The following is a 14,486-nucleotide window of genomic DNA, read 5'->3' as shown; positions in this document are numbered from 1 at the left end:
GCCGACCTGTCGGCATGGGTCAGTCTTGAGTCAAATAGCGCTGCGCCACGGCGGACTGCCTGATCTGCGACAAAAGACCCTGACGCGCGGTTTGCAGGGCATCCCAGCGCTCGCCTTCATGCAGCGGAGGAATGGTCACCGGCTCGCGACGGTCGAAGCCCACCAGGGCGGCATCGACCAGATCACCCACTTCCATGATTTCGCTCAAAGTGTTGATGTCGATACCGGCGCGATCCCAAATCTCCGTGCGGGTGGCTGCGGGCAGTACGGCTTGCACATAGACACCCTGAGGCGACAGTTCCAGGCTCAAGCCTTGGGACAGGAACAGCACGAACGCCTTGGTCGCACCGTAGACCGTCATGCCGAACTCAGGCGCCAGACCCACCACCGAGCCGATGTTGATGATCGCGCCTTCACCTGCTTTGGCCAAGCGCGGCGCGATGGCGCTGGCGAGCCGCACCAGTGCGGTGGTGTTGAGGGCTACCAGTTGTGCAACGCTGTCGGTGCTTTGCTCGATGAAGGTGCCGGACTGTGCGGCGCCGGCATTGTTGACGAGGATGCCGATGCGCGCATCATCCCGCAGGCGCGCTTCGACGCTGTGCAGGTCAGTGAGTTGAGTCAGGTCGGCCTGAAGCACTTCAACGGCGACGTTGTGCTCGCCACGCAACTTCGCGGCGAGCGTTTCCAGGCGCGAGTGATCGCGGGCGACCAACACCAGATCATGTCCGCGTTGGGCGAAACGCTCAGCGTAAACCGCGCCAATGCCGGTGGACGCGCCAGTGATGAGAACGGTAGGGCGAGTAGTCATGATGTCAGCTCTTTGTGAGAAACATGGATTGGGATTGATGCATGAGAAAAAGTCAGGCTCGATCAGCCAGTGCCTGGGCCAAGGTATAGGCGGTAAACAGATTCAGGTCGCTCATGGGAGGTTGTTCCGTGTCCGTTGGTAACTGGTCTGATCGCTGGAAATTATGATGATGATCGAAATCTAAACTGTCAACGGTTTTGATTATGATCAACATCAATGTATGATCAGTCGATGAATTTCCAGCGGTAACGAGGTATCGAAACATGCGCGTGACCAAAGCCCAGGCCCAGGCAAATCGGGAGCACATCGTCGAAACAGCCTCAGTCGTATTTCGCGAGCGCGGTTTTGACGGGGTCGGCGTGGCCGACCTGATGGCCGCCGCCGGCTTCACCCATGGCGGTTTCTACAAACATTTCGGTTCGAAGGCTGACCTGATGGCCGAAGCCTCGGCGAAGAGTCTTGAGCAGTCACTGATCGGCGTCGACGCATTGAGCGTGAAGGACTTCATTGATGTGTATGTGTCGCGGGACCATCGCGACGGGCGCGCCACGGGTTGCACCATGGCAGCGTTGTGCGGTGACGCGGCACGTCAGTCGGACGATTTGAAGGCGGCATTCGCTGAAGGCATCGAGCGCATGTTGCAAACACTCGGCGAAAAATACCCGACCGGGCCGGATGCGGCGCCGGGTGAGGCGAGGGGGAAAATGATCGACCTGCTGGCGCACGCGGTCGGCGCGATCATGCTATCGCGCGCCTGTCCTGACGACTCGGCGCTGGCCGATGAAATTCTGGCGGTGTGTCATGCGCAAATGATTGCATCTTTACCTAGGCGAGCGTAGACCGAAGCCAAAATCCAAAGGCTCGAACCGCTCACTCGTGGCCATACGAACATTACGCAGGCCCACGGTTTCCAAGTGTGAAGCGTACAACTGCTCCGAAAAATAACTGATCAAAATCGAACGACGGTGCGAACCCACCGAGTTCAGGCTGCCCGCATGCACCAAGTCCACATCGAACACCAGGATGTCACCGGCGCAACCTGAAAGCTGTACGGAGCGTGATTCGTTGGTGAAATCGAATGGCGGCGCTCCCGGCTCGGGCCGATGGCTGCCAGGCACGATACGCGTCGCGCCGTTCTCAGGGCCATAGTCGTCAAAAAAAGCCAGGGCCATGGCAATGTCGCCTGGCCGTTGGGCCGACAAGTCGCGGTGCAGCGGTTGATGGCCGCCACCGGCAAGAGGCTCGCGCCCCTCCACCTGCGACAGAAAGAACCGCTCCCCGATCAACTCCCCCGCGACCGCCAGCACCTGGGGCAGACGACACACAGCCTGAACCTTCGCATCATCGTCCAACAGCGAATGACGCCAGTCCATGCCACGCGGAACGGGCCATTGGTCCGACGGCCTCACACCAGCATCGAACGCGGCACGCAGGTCTTCCAGCCATTCGGTTGGGATCGCTTGACGGAGCAGAGCGTACCCATTTCGATGGAGTTGATCGCGGTCAGTCATGGTTTTCTCGACTTCCTTGTGCGCACGTTTGCAAGGCTAGTATTCAAAGCAAAGTTGGACCACCCGACACTGCAAAATCGAAAGTGACCAGAGACAAACCCGGAAGGTTTGCAGTTATCATCTGACCACCATCCAAGAAAAGGACTTCACCGATGAAGCGTCTGTTCGTCTGCACCCTCCTTGCACTGGCCGTCGTCGGCTACGCCAAAGCCAACCAGAGCACCTTCGAAGAAACCAATCAGTGCTCGGAAGATATCGATTGCCAAGGGGATTTCATTTGCAAAAACGGCCTATGCGATCTTCCTGAACCCCAACAAAGCCTCGTTGCAAAACCCACCGTCACGACTCAAATCGCGCCCCCAGCCCCCCCCGGCGTTGCCTATGAACCCTTGCCCGTCAGTGCCGAGCGTGCCGGGCCTTTCACGACCCAGACCCAAGGGACGGGGACCGCGCTGAATTATCAAACGCGCGCTGGGGTGGTGAATGTCATGGAGGCAATTGTCGAGGAGGCTGAGTACACCGGTTATGTGGCGATTGAAAAGGCTTATACGTTTGGGCCGAGCCGGTATGTGGTGGCTGTTTCCACGGGGGAGGGTGGGAATGCTTGTCCGGCGTCTACTTATGTTTTTAGTTTTGATGCCAAGGTCGAGCGTGTTGATGGGAAGCGGGAGGTGGCTGGGTGTTCTGAGTTGGTTGAGGTTGTGGTGGAGGGGAATAGGTTGACGGTTAAGAAAGAGGGGGGTGGGACTGTTGTTTTTAATGGGGTTGTGGAGTAGATCGGTGGGTATGCCGTGAATGATTTGTCTATTGGAAAAAGGGGGCGAATTTATTTGCTTGAAAATAATTTCGTCCCCTTATTGGTGGGGCGCAACATGGGACTGCCGGCATGATGAGACCGCATCATTCTTGGCGAATCAAAAGGTAACCACTCGCAAATTCAGCGGGGCCACCCAGAAGTGTCTTGTCTGATTGCTTCTCTGACTCCGCGAAGACCTCGAAAAAACGTTCAGCAGGATCAAAACCTCCGACCACCCGGCGGGTGAAGTAGTTGAAGCCTTCTTGCACCACATGGATGCTCGGCGAGTCGATGGCTGGGCGCTTATGAAGGGTGTGGCCGAGATAGATAGGAGGAGGGTCGAACGGAATGTTTTGGGAGGGTTCTCGACGAGCACTTCCGTGCTGCTGCTTCTTCAGAATGATGGATACAGCACGATCTAGGCAATAGCGGGCGTTTGAGTCAGTACCGTTGCTTGTTCCAAACGACACATCATAGGTAATCGACCAGCCTTGATTTCGGCCCATGCGGAAAACACTAGGTGTCAGCCGTTGCAAATTGTGAAGCTCCACAGTGTGGATTCCCAATTCCATTGCTTGCAAGCGCCAGTTCTGTTGGTCTATTTGCACATAGTCCGTTGGCACTTTTACATTCTTTTCAATCCACTCGGAGTTTCGAGTCCAGATTGGAGCCCGCCATCCACCACGTGCAGCAGAAGAGAGAATTCCTTCCTGTTTCTTATCATCGTAATCACGCCATCCATAGATACTGTATTCCTCCTCAAACTCAACAAAAATAGCTTTCCGTGTTTCGATTAAAGCGTCGAGGTAACGCCGTTCCTTGATAGCCTGCTCAGCTGCCTTGAGAAATATTTTTGACTCAGCGTCATGGAGCAGATTCGCAATGAACAAATCGCGAAGTGTTTGACCCAAGACTGCCAGCGTCATTGAAGAGATCGCCTCCTGTGCAGCGGCGTAATATGTTCGCACCATAGCTGGCTCAGCAAGCTGTGCGTAGTGCTTGACCAGGACTCTCTGTTTGTTAAGCGCCTTAAGCGTTCCTGACCGGGGGACGGTGACACCGGCAGCCTTCAACTCACCAAGGAGTTCATCGAAGCTCTTTCGCTCAAGATTTTTTTCGTCGTCGATGCCTCGTTCGAGAAGTAGTGCGTACAGGACTGCTTCTAGAACATCTTGAAGAACTATTAAGCCTGTGGAAGCCAGGTATCGATCCTCGGTCGAACACAGCGGATCTGCCTGCTCCAACAGAGTTCGGGCAACTATAAGGGAATGCAGAGTTGATTCGAGCATACGATTCCTGTAGTGGAGTTTGTAGGTCCATGGCCCGGTATACGATGGGTTGCCCGTGCAGATCCCATCTGCCTGATAAGCAAAAAATGGGCGCTTTAGGCGCCCGTCGTTCGATCAGCTTTCAACCTGCGCCTGCAGCCGCCGACCAATCACCTCCAGTAAATCACACCCATCGCGCAACGGAATCACCAAAAGCTGCGCGAAGTCCGAAAGCACCACCGTGTCACTGGCAATTTCAGAGCGAAATGCGATGTTTTCCAATACCTGAGTCACCACACGAATGCGGTAATCAGCGGTTGCATGCAGGACATCCAGCGGGGCTTGAGTATCAATGAGGAGGGAAGCAGGGGTGCAGTCGATGCCGGTGATGGGGACGTACCTTTCCATGTTTAAAACTCCGATCTGATGAGGTTTTTAACCACTCAATCGTCGCCAAACAATTGGGTGGCAGTTGTACGCAGGTTGGCGAACCGGGATCGAAAACCGGCAGACCCGAAGGCCTCCCACGCACAACTGCCGTAACGGGCAGCCGTGCAAGTGTGCCAAAGCCTTCGCAAAAAACGCAGTACTTTCGCACTCGATCCACAGGTCGCCAAACCTGATCGCCATTGAGCGATGGGCATCACTATAGGTTTTGTCGGATTGGGCGGGGAAGGTGATGGGTTCCGAAAGCCTCGTAGGAGTTGCGATCGTTTGTTGCCGGAGGGATCTGACATGGTCGAATCGATTTATTCAAAATCATCGACAGGTCAATCGAGGTGTTAGTTTTAGGTCGGCTTCGCCGACCAGCGGGGATAAATCCCCTCGCCACAGGGAGGGCGGTGCAGCTAGCCCTCGAACTCCGTTTGCAGCATCCCCAAAAACGCCTCCCTGGCAGGATGCCGACCGGTGTTTTCATGCCAATAAAAAAGGTTATCGATCCCCGCCAGCTCGGGAAATTCATACCCCGTCCAACCAGCCCCCTGGCGGTATTGCTCATAGATCCCACGGGGCACCAGCGAGACACCTGCACCTGCACTGACGCAGCCGACGATGGCGCCGTAGCTGGAGATGCTGATGATCGGCTGCGTTTGCTCATGGCGTAGCAGCCATTGCTCCAGCGCCAAGCGGTACGGACAGCCCGTGGGCCACATGAAGATCGCTTTGCCTCGCAAATCTGCCGCACTGCGCAGTGGACCGTGAGACTCGGAGGCGATGAGCACCAGGTCTTCGCGGTACATCACGGCTCGTTTGAGTCCAGGTCGCTCCATGTCCACCGCTACGATCACGCCATCGAGCCGGTGATGCTGGACATCGTCCAGCAGCTGAGCCCAGGTGCCCGTGCTCAGTTCCAGGGATACTTGCGGGTACTGCGCGTGGTATTTGGCCAGCAGCTGGGGCAGACGCCCCGTGGCGCTGGACTCGATCGCGCCAATGCGCAACGGGCCGCTCGGCGTGCTGTCAGGGGCTATTGCGCGGCGGGCTTCTTCTGTCAGGTTCAGTATTTTTGTCGCGTACCCCACAAACACTTCACCCGCCGGGCTGACTCGCAGTCCGCGACCTTCGCGGAAGAACAACGGCGTGCCGAGCTCCCGCTCCAAGGATTTGAGGCGTGCGGTGATGTTGGACGGCACACAGTGCAGCACTTCAGCGGCACGGGCGATGCTGCCGGTGTCGCAGACCGTCTTGAGCATGCGCAGTTGGGACAGTTCCATAGCTCACCCAAAGTGAATAGTAGGTTGAGTTTAAGTCACTTGTGCTGATGTGAGGTGGTTTCGATACTTCGAGGCAAATCGGCAGACGCTCAATGGGGCAGGGACTTCTAAATGGAAACGCGTTGTGTGTCGTTCGACGGTTCCTCCAGCAAACCCGGTGCGAGAATTATCCTCGCGACGATGTTCGTGATTTTTTGCTGGGCCTATTCTCCGATTGGCATTCGCATCGGCTTGCAGGCTTACGATCCGGGTCACTTGGCGCTGATGCGGTTTCTCATCGCTTCGGTGTTCATGGCCCTGGTCGCGATGGTCAAGGGTATTTCCCGGCCGCGTCTCAGGGACCTGCCATTGCTGGCGGTGCTGGGTTTCTTCGCTGTGAGCTTGCACCACATTGCGCTCAATTACGGTCAGCGTGGTGTCAGTGCCGGGGCCGCCAGTGTGCTCGCCCAGTCCACGCCTTTGTTCAGCGCTTTACTCGCACATTTTTTCTTCAAGGACAGAGTCAGTGGTTGGCAGTGGGGGTGCGTAGTGTGCGGCTTGTTTGGCGCTGCCGTGGTCGTGGCGGGGGATCGTGGCTTGGGTGATATAAACGCCCATGGACTATTGATCCTGCTGGCGGCGCTCTCCTGGAGTCTGTATTTCTCTCTCCAGAAACGTCATGCCTATCGATACGATGGATTGACCATGGTTTGCTACACCGTCTGGTCGGGCACAGTCCTGCTATTTATTTTCGCGCCGGGCCTGCTAATTGAAGCACAACACGCTTCTGTTTCGGTGAACCTGGCGGTGCTGATATTGGGTATTTTTCCCAGCGCGCTGGCGTACCTCGCATGGGCTTACGTGCTGGCGCATAGCAATGTAAGCCGCGCCTCCATGGCGCTTTACCTGATACCGCCCACCGCGATGTTGATGGCTTCTTTGGTGCTGGCCGAGCGCCCGTCAGTGATGGTGGTGGTTGGGGCGGTTATCGTGTTGACGAGCGTGCTGGCGTTGAATCTTGAGCCGGTGAAGGGGGCAAATGCCAGCTGATTCTGTAGTGGTTGTAGGCAATGACGTCGGAGGGTTGCGAAAGGCAACTCCAGCCTGACGAACCGTTGCCATGGCGAAAACGAGAGTCGTCGGCTGACTTCACAACGGTCGTGAGGCACGGTTCTACGCGTTCTGTCTGATCCGTATTTTTCTGTTAAAGCTGCCGCTGTAATCAACCCAGTTCCCACCTCAGAATAGCCAGGCGGTTTGCCTATCAAACCGCCCGTGTAGCGCAGTTTTCTGCTCCAGGAGTGCTCATGACGAAGATGGCGATTTTTTTGGGTGGTTTTTTGGCACTGACCCTTTTGATTGGCGTGCTGGCGACGATTTCGCCGGTGTAGACACAAGCCCGCAGACAAGGTGGTCCTGTAGCAAAGGAATGCTTCAGCGGAATACTGAAGCAAACCCGGTCGCTTTTTGTGGCGAGGGGATTTATCCCCGTTGTGGGAGCAAAGCTTGCTCGCGAAGCAGGCGCCTCGGTTGCTGAAAGATTGCATCGCCTGCATCGCGGGCAAGCCTTGCTCCCACAATGAGTTCTGTGTGGATCGGGGAGCAGTTCTCAGCGCCTACCGATGCAAAATCACCTGCGCAATCTCCTGCAACCCCATCACCCGCTGTGCGGCGTTGAGTTTGATCGCTTCCTTGGGCATGCCGAAGACCACGCAGCTGGCTTCGTCCTGGGCCACGGTGCTGCTGCCGGCGTCGAGCATTTCTTTCAGGCCGCGGGCGCCGTCATCGCCCATGCCGGTCATGATGATGCCGGTGGCGTTGCGGCCGGCGAATTTGGCCACTGAGCGAAACAGCACGTCCACCGATGGGCGGTGGCGGTTGACCAGGGGGCCATCCACCACTTGTACGTGATAGAACGCGCCGCTGCGGGTCACCATCATGTGTTTGCCGCCTGGGGCGATGAGGGCCAGGCCTGGGTGGATGCGGTCGTTGTTGCGGGCTTCGCGTACTTCGATCTGGCACAGGCTGTTGAGTCGGGCGGCAAACGAGGCGGTGAATTTTTCCGGCATGTGCTGGACGATGACGATCCCTGGGCACACCCGTGGCAAGGCGGTCAGCACCGCTTCCAGGGCCTGGGTGCCGCCGGTGGACGTGCCGAGGGCGACGATGCGTTCGGTGGTCTGGGTCATGGCATGGCCGTTGGCGGCCGGCAGCATGGCGTCGGCGGTGAGTTTGGTGGCTGGGGTCAGCGGCGCTGGGGCAGGGCGTTTGCCCAGGTTTTTGACGTTGACCTGGGCGGCGGCGCGGATGGCTGATATCAACTCCGGTGCCGACTCCAGCAGGAAATTCTTCAAGCCGCTGGTGGGCTTGGTGATGATTTCCACCGCGCCGGCGGCCATGGCTTGCAAGGTGGTTTCGGCGCCCCTAGGCGTCAGGGACGAGCAGATCACCACCGGCGTGGGACGCTCGCTCATGATTTTCTTCAAGAAGGTGATGCCGTCCATGCGCGGCATCTCCACATCCAGCACGATTACGTCGGGCCACTCCCGGGCCAGTTTGTCCATGGCGAAAATCGGATCGGACGCCGCACCCATCACATGAATGTCCGGCGTGTCGCTGAGGATCGCCAGCAGTACCTGGCGAACCACGGCAGAGTCATCCACCAGCAGTACATTTATCTTTTTTGACATGGTTAATGCCGGGTCCTTATCGGTTGATGCCTGACCCACACGTCGCCGCTGCACAGGTCAAAGATGATGCTTCGGTAGCCCGTGCTGCCCATGTCCTGGGCGATCAGGTCCAGGCGGTACAGCGCGGCCATTTCCAGCGCTGCGTTGACGTTCATCCGCGCCACGTCGCCGAACGGCACCTGGCGTTGCAGCTCCGGGAACATTTCGCCGCCGCCGAACAGCTTGAGCTGGTAATCCTCGGGTTCGGTGCGATGGGCCTTTGCCTGGCGGACGAACAGTTCGATGGCTTCGTCGGCGTACATGCCGTTCAGCGCCGTGGAGCAGCGCGCCCGGCTGGGCAACATGTAATGGCACATGCCGCCGATCTTGCGCTCCGGATGCCACAGGGTGACGGCCACGCAAGAGCCGAGAATGGTGCGCAGGCGAGTCGGGCTGGTGGCGAAACGAAACTCGCCGGGCGCCAGATACACCTCGGGCATTTGCTTGAGCGCGGCGCTCATGGCTTGCGATAAATCGAAGGTGCCACCAGTTTCAACGCATCGGATACGCCGTTGAGGCTTTCGGAGTGGCTCACGATGAAATACCCGCCGGACTTGAGCCGCGGGAGCAACCTGGCGACCACTTTGCTTTTGGTGGGTTGGTCGAAATAGATCATGACGTTGCGCAGGAAGATGACATCGAACTCGCCCAGCTCCGGCAAGGTGTCGTTGAGGTTGACCTGGATGAAGTTGACCCGGCTGCGCAACGCCCGGTCGATGAGGAATGTGCCTTGCTGGCTGCCGGTGCCCTTCAGGCAATATTTCACCAGCAACGGTTGGGGCAGGGTACGGGCGCGTTCCATGGGGTAATGTCCGGAACGGGCCTTGGCCAGTACCTGGCTGCTGATGTCTGAACCGATGATTTCCCAAGGTGTGGTGCCCAGTCCTTCGGCCAGGGTCATGGCCAGGCTGTAGGGCTCTTCACCCGAGGAACTGGCGGCGCTCCACAGGCGGAAGGTTTTACCCGGCGTTGCATGGGGCAGCACATGTTCGCGCAGGAAATCGAAGTGCTTGGGCTCGCGGAAAAAGTAGGTTTCGTTGGTGGTGAGCAGGTCCAGCGCCACCTGCAATTCCTCGGTGCGCTGGCCGCTCATGATCAGCTTGAAATACTCGCCATAACTGCCCAGCTCATAGTGCTTGAGGCGCTTGAACAACCGCCCGGCCACCAAGGCCTTCTTGGCCGGTGACAGGTTGATGCCCGCGGCTTGATACAGCCAGGCTTGAAACTGGCTGAACTCACGGTCATTGAGCGCCAATGAGTTCACAGTGCGTTCCTTGCAGGTGTCTGCGTTCATTGGTTTTCAGCTTCCAGCGCGGCAGGGCTGGCCTGGGCCAGCTGCGACATTTCATCGATGGACAGCACTCGGTCCACCTCCAGTACGATCACGAACTTGCCGTCGACCTTGGCCATGCCGCTGATGAAATCGGCGCGGATCTTCGCCCCGAAACTCGGTGGCGGTTCGATCTGCGAAGCCGGGATCTCCAGCACCGCCGACACCGTGTCCACCAGCAGGCCGATGTCCTGGGCGGGGCCGTCCTCGGTGTTGGCCTCGATGATCACCACGCACGAACGCCGGGTGATCGCCGAGTTCTGTCGGCCGAACCGGGCCGACAGGTCCACCACCGGCACGACCGCGCCGCGCAGGTTGATCACCCCGCGTACGAAGGCCGGCATCATCGGCACCACCGTCAGGTTGCCGTACTCGATGATTTCCTTGATGCACAGGATGCCGATGGCAAACATCTCCGTGCCGAGCATAAACGTCAGGTATTGCGCTTCTTCCTCAACCGCGATGGCGGCTTGACGTGTGGTCGCGATGGCGCCCATGCCTTTTCTCCTTTTAAGCGAAGCCCGTAGGGCCGGACCGTCAGAACCGGGTGAATTCGGATTCGTCTGGCGCGCTGGCCATGTTGTAGGCAAATGCCTTGGGCATCACCGCCGCGGGCGCACGGGCTGTCTTGCGACTGGACGGACCTGGCGTGTTGTCCACCTTCAGTGGCTGGCTGGCCGATTTGGCTGGTGCGTCCAAGGTGAAGAAGCTCATGGCCTGTTGCAGCTGTTCGGCCTGGCTGCTCATCTCTTCTGCGGTGGCAGCCAATTCTTCGCTGCTGGAAGCATTCTGCTGGGTCACCTGGTTGAGCTGGGTCATGGCTGTGTTGATCTGCGCCACGCCGGCGGCCTGTTCTTCGGACGCGGCGCTGATTTCCTGCACCAGGTCCGAGGTCTTGTTGATGGACGGGACCATTTCGTTGAGCAGATGCCCGGCCTTCTCGGCCATGTCGACGCTGCTGGACGACAGCTCGCCGATCTCCTGGGCCGCCACCTGGCTGCGTTCAGCCAGTTTGCGCACCTCGGCGGCGACGACCGCGAAGCCTTTGCCGTGCTCACCGGCGCGGGCCGCTTCGATTGCAGCGTTGAGCGCCAGCAGGTTGGTCTGGTAGGCGATGTCGTCGATGATGCTGATGCGTTGGGCGATTTTCTTCATCGCCACCACGGTCTGCTGCACCGATTCACCGCCGTCGGTGGCTTCCTTGGCGGCTTTGCTGGCCATGCCGTCGGTGACCTTGGCGTTCTCGGTGTTCTGGTTGATGCTGGCGCTCATTTGTTCGATGGAGGCGCTGGTTTCTTCGACGCTGGCCGCCTGCTCGCTGGTGGCCTGGCTCATGGATTGCGCGGTGGCGCTGACTTCTTCGGAGGCGCTGGCCAGGTTGTCGGCGGCGTTGCGCACTTCACCGATGATATGGGACAGCTTGCCCACCATGTTTTGCATGGCGTTGAGCACCATGCCGGTTTCGTCCTTGGAGCCGCTTTCGATTTTCGCGTTCAGGTTGCCTTCGGCCAGTTGCTCGGCAACCAAGGCCGCCTGTTTCAGGGGGCGGGAAATGATCCGGGAAATGAACAGTGCCAGGCCCAGGCCCACCAGCAGGGCGGCAACCAGCACGGCGATGATCGACAGACGCGCATTCTCATACAGTTCCGTACCATGGGCGCTGGCCACGTCGGCCCCGGCGGCATTGAGCTCAACCAGTTTCTGCAGGTCGGCGGTCACCAGGTCGAAATGACGTTTGGATTCGCCCTTGAGCAACGTCTGGGCTTCGTTGAGCAGATTTTGTCGGGACAGTGCGAACAGGTCTTTGCTAACGGCCAGGTACGCGGCCCAGTCACTGCGGGCAGTGTCGAACAGCTGGCGATCTTCGGCACTGGACAGCAGTTTTTCATAGGTCGCCAGACGCGTTTCGAAACCCTGCTTGGCTTCGTCCGCTTCTTTTTCGATGGCCGTGCGCTCCTGCTCGGAGTCAGCGGAAATGTGGCGATTTTCCTTGAGGCGATAGTTCGCCGCGTAGAAGCGCATCCCCGAGGCGGCGCGCATCGAAGTCATCCAGTTTTCGCGGATCTCGATGGTTGTGCCGTTGACCTCGTTGAGTTGGATAATCGAGAACACCCCCATGACGGCGGTCAACGCGAGTACCACCAGAAACGAGGTGATCAGTTTGGTGGCGATTCTAAGATCGTAGAACCATTTCATTGGGAAGTACCTCTCCATGGAATTGCTAAAGCGTCAGCGAGCAGTGGCTTGTTGTGATTGAGTCGAGGTGTAGCGGTTGTCTATTTGGGCGATCTGCGTGAGCAGCGCCGGCACGTCGAGAATCAATGCCACGGCGCCGCTGCCCAGGATCGTCGAGCCGCTGATGCCGCGCAGCGCGCCGAACAACTTGCCCAGGGGTTTGATCACGGTCTGGAATTCACCGAGCAGGTCATCCACCACCAGCCCGGCCTTGAGTTCGGCGTAGCGCACTACCACCACGTTCTGCCGGCGCGAGGCCGGGCCTTCGTGGTTGAAGTGATCGCGCAGGTACACCAGCGGCAGCACTTCGCCGCGCAGGTCGAGGTAGCCTTGTTCGCGGCTGCAAACCCCGTCGTCCTCGCTCAGCTCGATGCATTCCTGAACCATGTCCAGGGGAATGACGTACGTGGACTGGCCGATGCCCACCAGAAAGCCATTGATGATCGCCAGCGTCAGCGGCAGGCGGATGCGCACCACGGTGCCCTGGCCCGGTTGGCTGTCCAGATCGACAGTGCCGCGCAGCAGGGTAATGTTGCGCTTGACCACATCCATGCCGACGCCACGCCCGGAAAGGTTGGTGACGGCCTGGGCGGTGGAGAAACCCGGCTCGAAGATCAGGTTGTAGATTTCCTGGTCGGTGGGGCTGGCGCCAAGGGCAACCAGACCACGTTCCTGGGCTTTTTCCAGGATCCGGTCACGGTTCAGGCCGGCGCCGTCGTCGGCGATTTCCAGCACGATGCTGCCTGAGTCGTGATAGGCATTGAGGTGCAGATGACCTTTGGCCGGTTTACCGGCCGCCAGCCGCGCCTCAGCGGTTTCGATGCCGTGGTCCATGGCGTTGCGCAACAGGTGCATGAGCGGGTCACCGATTTTTTCCACCACGGTTTTATCCAGCTCGGTCTCCGCACCGCTGATGATCAGGTCAATGTCCTTGCCCAGTTCCTGGCTGACATCGCGCACCACCCGGCGGAACCGGTTGAAGGTTTCACCGATGGGGATCATGCGCAGACGCAAGGCGCCGTCGAGAATTTCTTCCACCAGGCCGGACACCGTTGAAGTCGATTCCTGCAACGAGTCGTCGTTGCAGTGGCGGGCCAGCAGGCTGGCGCCGGCGCTGGCGATGACCAGTTCGCCCACTAGGTTGATCAACTCGTCGAGCTTGTCGGCGTTGACCCGCACATAGGCGCCGTCCTTGGCCTTGCCGTCGCTGGTCGCCGGTTGCTTGTCGGGCGAGACCTGAGCGGGCATGCGCGCAGCCGAACGCTGGTCCGGCATCAGTTCGCCGGTGGTGACCATTGCCGTGTTGGGGTCAGCCTGCTCTTGGGTGGTGGCAACCAGTCCGGTGTTCGTCTGCGGCACGGGGTCATCAATGGCGACGATCTGGATCTGGCAATCTTCGCGCACGAAATCGAAGACTTCGTTGATCGCCCCGTGGCCGGCAGCCGAACTGAACTCAATGTCGAACCCCAGGTAGCAGGACTCGGCATCCCAGGTTTCGGCCGAGGGCATTACGTCGGTCAGCGTGGTGATGTGGATGATCTCACCGAGGGTTTGCAGGTAACGCAGAAATGACAGCGGGTCCATGCCGTTGCGGAACACCTCCGGGCCAAAACGCAGGGCAATATGCCAGAGGCGCGTTTCGGCGGGCGCTTGTGTGTCGCTTGCTTCGGCGGGCTTCGGGGCTTCGGCAGGCGAGGGCGCCTGATATTCCTGAAGGATCTGGCACAGCTCCATTTCCCGGGCCAGGGCCGGGGGCGCCAGTTTCGCGCCCTGGTTGGCCACCACATTGATCAGCTCCAGCATGTGATCACTGGACTTGAGCAGCACGGCGATCAGGCCGGCGTCCACTTCGACGCTGCCATTGCGCAACCGATCGAGTACGTCTTCGACGATGTGGGTGAAACTGACGATGGGTTCCAGGCCGAACAGCCCGGCCGAGCCCTTGATCGTATGGGCCGCCCGGAAGATCGCGCCGATAGCATCATCGTCGCCCGGGTCGCTTTCCAGTTGCAGCAGGGACTCTTCCATCGCCTGCAACTGTTCCCGTGCCTCGACGATGAACGTTTGTTGTGCCTGATCGAGATTGATGCTCACGCTCATATCCTTTGTCGTGTC

General features: G+C 58.9%; 14 protein-coding genes. 3 read left to right on the top strand and 11 right to left on the bottom strand.

The window, feature by feature from the left end:
* Positions 1-19 precede the first annotated feature (19 nt).
* Positions 20-808 carry an SDR family NAD(P)-dependent oxidoreductase gene (locus CRX69_RS20980; RefSeq protein WP_076385372.1) on the bottom strand — a complete coding sequence of 263 codons (789 nt, stop codon included), beginning with the start codon at positions 806-808 and terminating at the stop codon, positions 20-22.
* Positions 809-1,071: 263 nt separating this feature from the next.
* Here CRX69_RS20980 and CRX69_RS20975 point away from each other — a divergent pair, with 263 nt between their 5' ends.
* On the top strand, positions 1,072-1,647 hold the full coding sequence (locus CRX69_RS20975; protein WP_107322767.1) for a TetR/AcrR family transcriptional regulator: 576 nt from the start codon (positions 1,072-1,074) through the stop codon (positions 1,645-1,647).
* On the opposite strand, the gene CRX69_RS20970 is transcribed toward CRX69_RS20975, so the two are convergent.
* On the bottom strand, positions 1,630-2,319 hold the full coding sequence (locus tag CRX69_RS20970) for a phytanoyl-CoA dioxygenase family protein (protein WP_107322766.1): 690 nt from the start codon (positions 2,317-2,319) through the stop codon (positions 1,630-1,632). The genes CRX69_RS20975 and CRX69_RS20970 overlap by 18 nt on opposite strands.
* A gap of 152 nt (positions 2,320-2,471) precedes the next feature.
* Here CRX69_RS20970 and CRX69_RS20965 point away from each other — a divergent pair, with 152 nt between their 5' ends.
* Complete coding sequence (locus CRX69_RS20965) at positions 2,472-3,095, top strand: hypothetical protein (RefSeq protein WP_107322765.1); 624 nt, start codon at positions 2,472-2,474, stop codon at positions 3,093-3,095.
* A gap of 124 nt (positions 3,096-3,219) precedes the next feature.
* Here CRX69_RS20965 and CRX69_RS20960 read toward each other — a convergent pair whose 3' ends face one another.
* The 3 genes from CRX69_RS20960 to CRX69_RS20950 form a co-directional block, all read right to left on the bottom strand.
* Positions 3,220-4,404: a hypothetical protein gene (locus CRX69_RS20960; protein ID WP_107322764.1), complete on the bottom strand. Its 1,185-nt coding sequence runs from the start codon at positions 4,402-4,404 to the stop codon at positions 3,220-3,222.
* Positions 4,405-4,518: 114 nt separating this feature from the next.
* Complete coding sequence (locus tag CRX69_RS20955; protein ID WP_107322763.1) at positions 4,519-4,791, bottom strand: hypothetical protein; 273 nt, start codon at positions 4,789-4,791, stop codon at positions 4,519-4,521.
* A gap of 440 nt (positions 4,792-5,231) precedes the next feature.
* Positions 5,232-6,098 carry a LysR family transcriptional regulator gene (locus CRX69_RS20950; RefSeq protein ID WP_107322762.1) on the bottom strand — a complete coding sequence of 289 codons (867 nt, stop codon included), beginning with the start codon at positions 6,096-6,098 and terminating at the stop codon, positions 5,232-5,234.
* A 111-nt stretch (positions 6,099-6,209) separates the two neighbouring features.
* Here CRX69_RS20950 and CRX69_RS20945 point away from each other — a divergent pair, with 111 nt between their 5' ends.
* Entirely contained in the window at positions 6,210-7,127 is a 918-nt protein-coding gene (locus CRX69_RS20945; RefSeq protein WP_107322761.1) for a DMT family transporter, read from the top strand.
* 566 nt (positions 7,128-7,693) lie between these two features.
* On the opposite strand, the gene CRX69_RS20935 is transcribed toward CRX69_RS20945, so the two are convergent.
* The 6 genes from CRX69_RS20935 to CRX69_RS20910 are packed head-to-tail and all read right to left on the bottom strand — an operon-like array spanning position 7,694 to position 14,465.
* Positions 7,694-8,767, bottom strand: a complete 1,074-nt coding sequence (locus CRX69_RS20935) for a protein-glutamate methylesterase/protein-glutamine glutaminase (protein ID WP_107322760.1) — start codon at positions 8,765-8,767, stop codon at positions 7,694-7,696.
* A 2-nt stretch (positions 8,768-8,769) separates the two neighbouring features.
* Complete coding sequence (gene cheD, locus CRX69_RS20930) at positions 8,770-9,267, bottom strand: chemoreceptor glutamine deamidase CheD (RefSeq protein WP_047227663.1); 498 nt, start codon at positions 9,265-9,267, stop codon at positions 8,770-8,772.
* Entirely contained in the window at positions 9,264-10,100 is an 837-nt protein-coding gene (locus CRX69_RS20925; RefSeq protein WP_047227662.1) for a CheR family methyltransferase, read from the bottom strand. Before CRX69_RS20925 ends, cheD begins: the two co-directional genes overlap by 4 nt.
* Positions 10,097-10,633: a chemotaxis protein CheW gene (locus CRX69_RS20920; protein WP_047227661.1), complete on the bottom strand. Its 537-nt coding sequence runs from the start codon at positions 10,631-10,633 to the stop codon at positions 10,097-10,099. Before CRX69_RS20920 ends, CRX69_RS20925 begins: the two co-directional genes overlap by 4 nt.
* A 40-nt stretch (positions 10,634-10,673) precedes the next feature.
* On the bottom strand, positions 10,674-12,332 hold the full coding sequence (locus CRX69_RS20915; RefSeq protein WP_047227660.1) for a methyl-accepting chemotaxis protein: 1,659 nt from the start codon (positions 12,330-12,332) through the stop codon (positions 10,674-10,676).
* 33 nt (positions 12,333-12,365) lie between these two features.
* Entirely contained in the window at positions 12,366-14,465 is a 2,100-nt protein-coding gene (locus CRX69_RS20910; RefSeq protein WP_107323293.1) for a chemotaxis protein CheA, read from the bottom strand.
* Positions 14,466-14,486: the final 21 nt, after the last annotated feature.

The organism is Pseudomonas rhizophila, assembly GCF_003033885.1.
GTDB classification, from domain to species: Bacteria; Pseudomonadota; Gammaproteobacteria; order Pseudomonadales; family Pseudomonadaceae; genus Aquipseudomonas; species Aquipseudomonas rhizophila.
The sequence above is the reverse complement of the archived record's forward strand: the minus strand, read 5'-3'. Positions and strand labels throughout refer to the sequence as shown.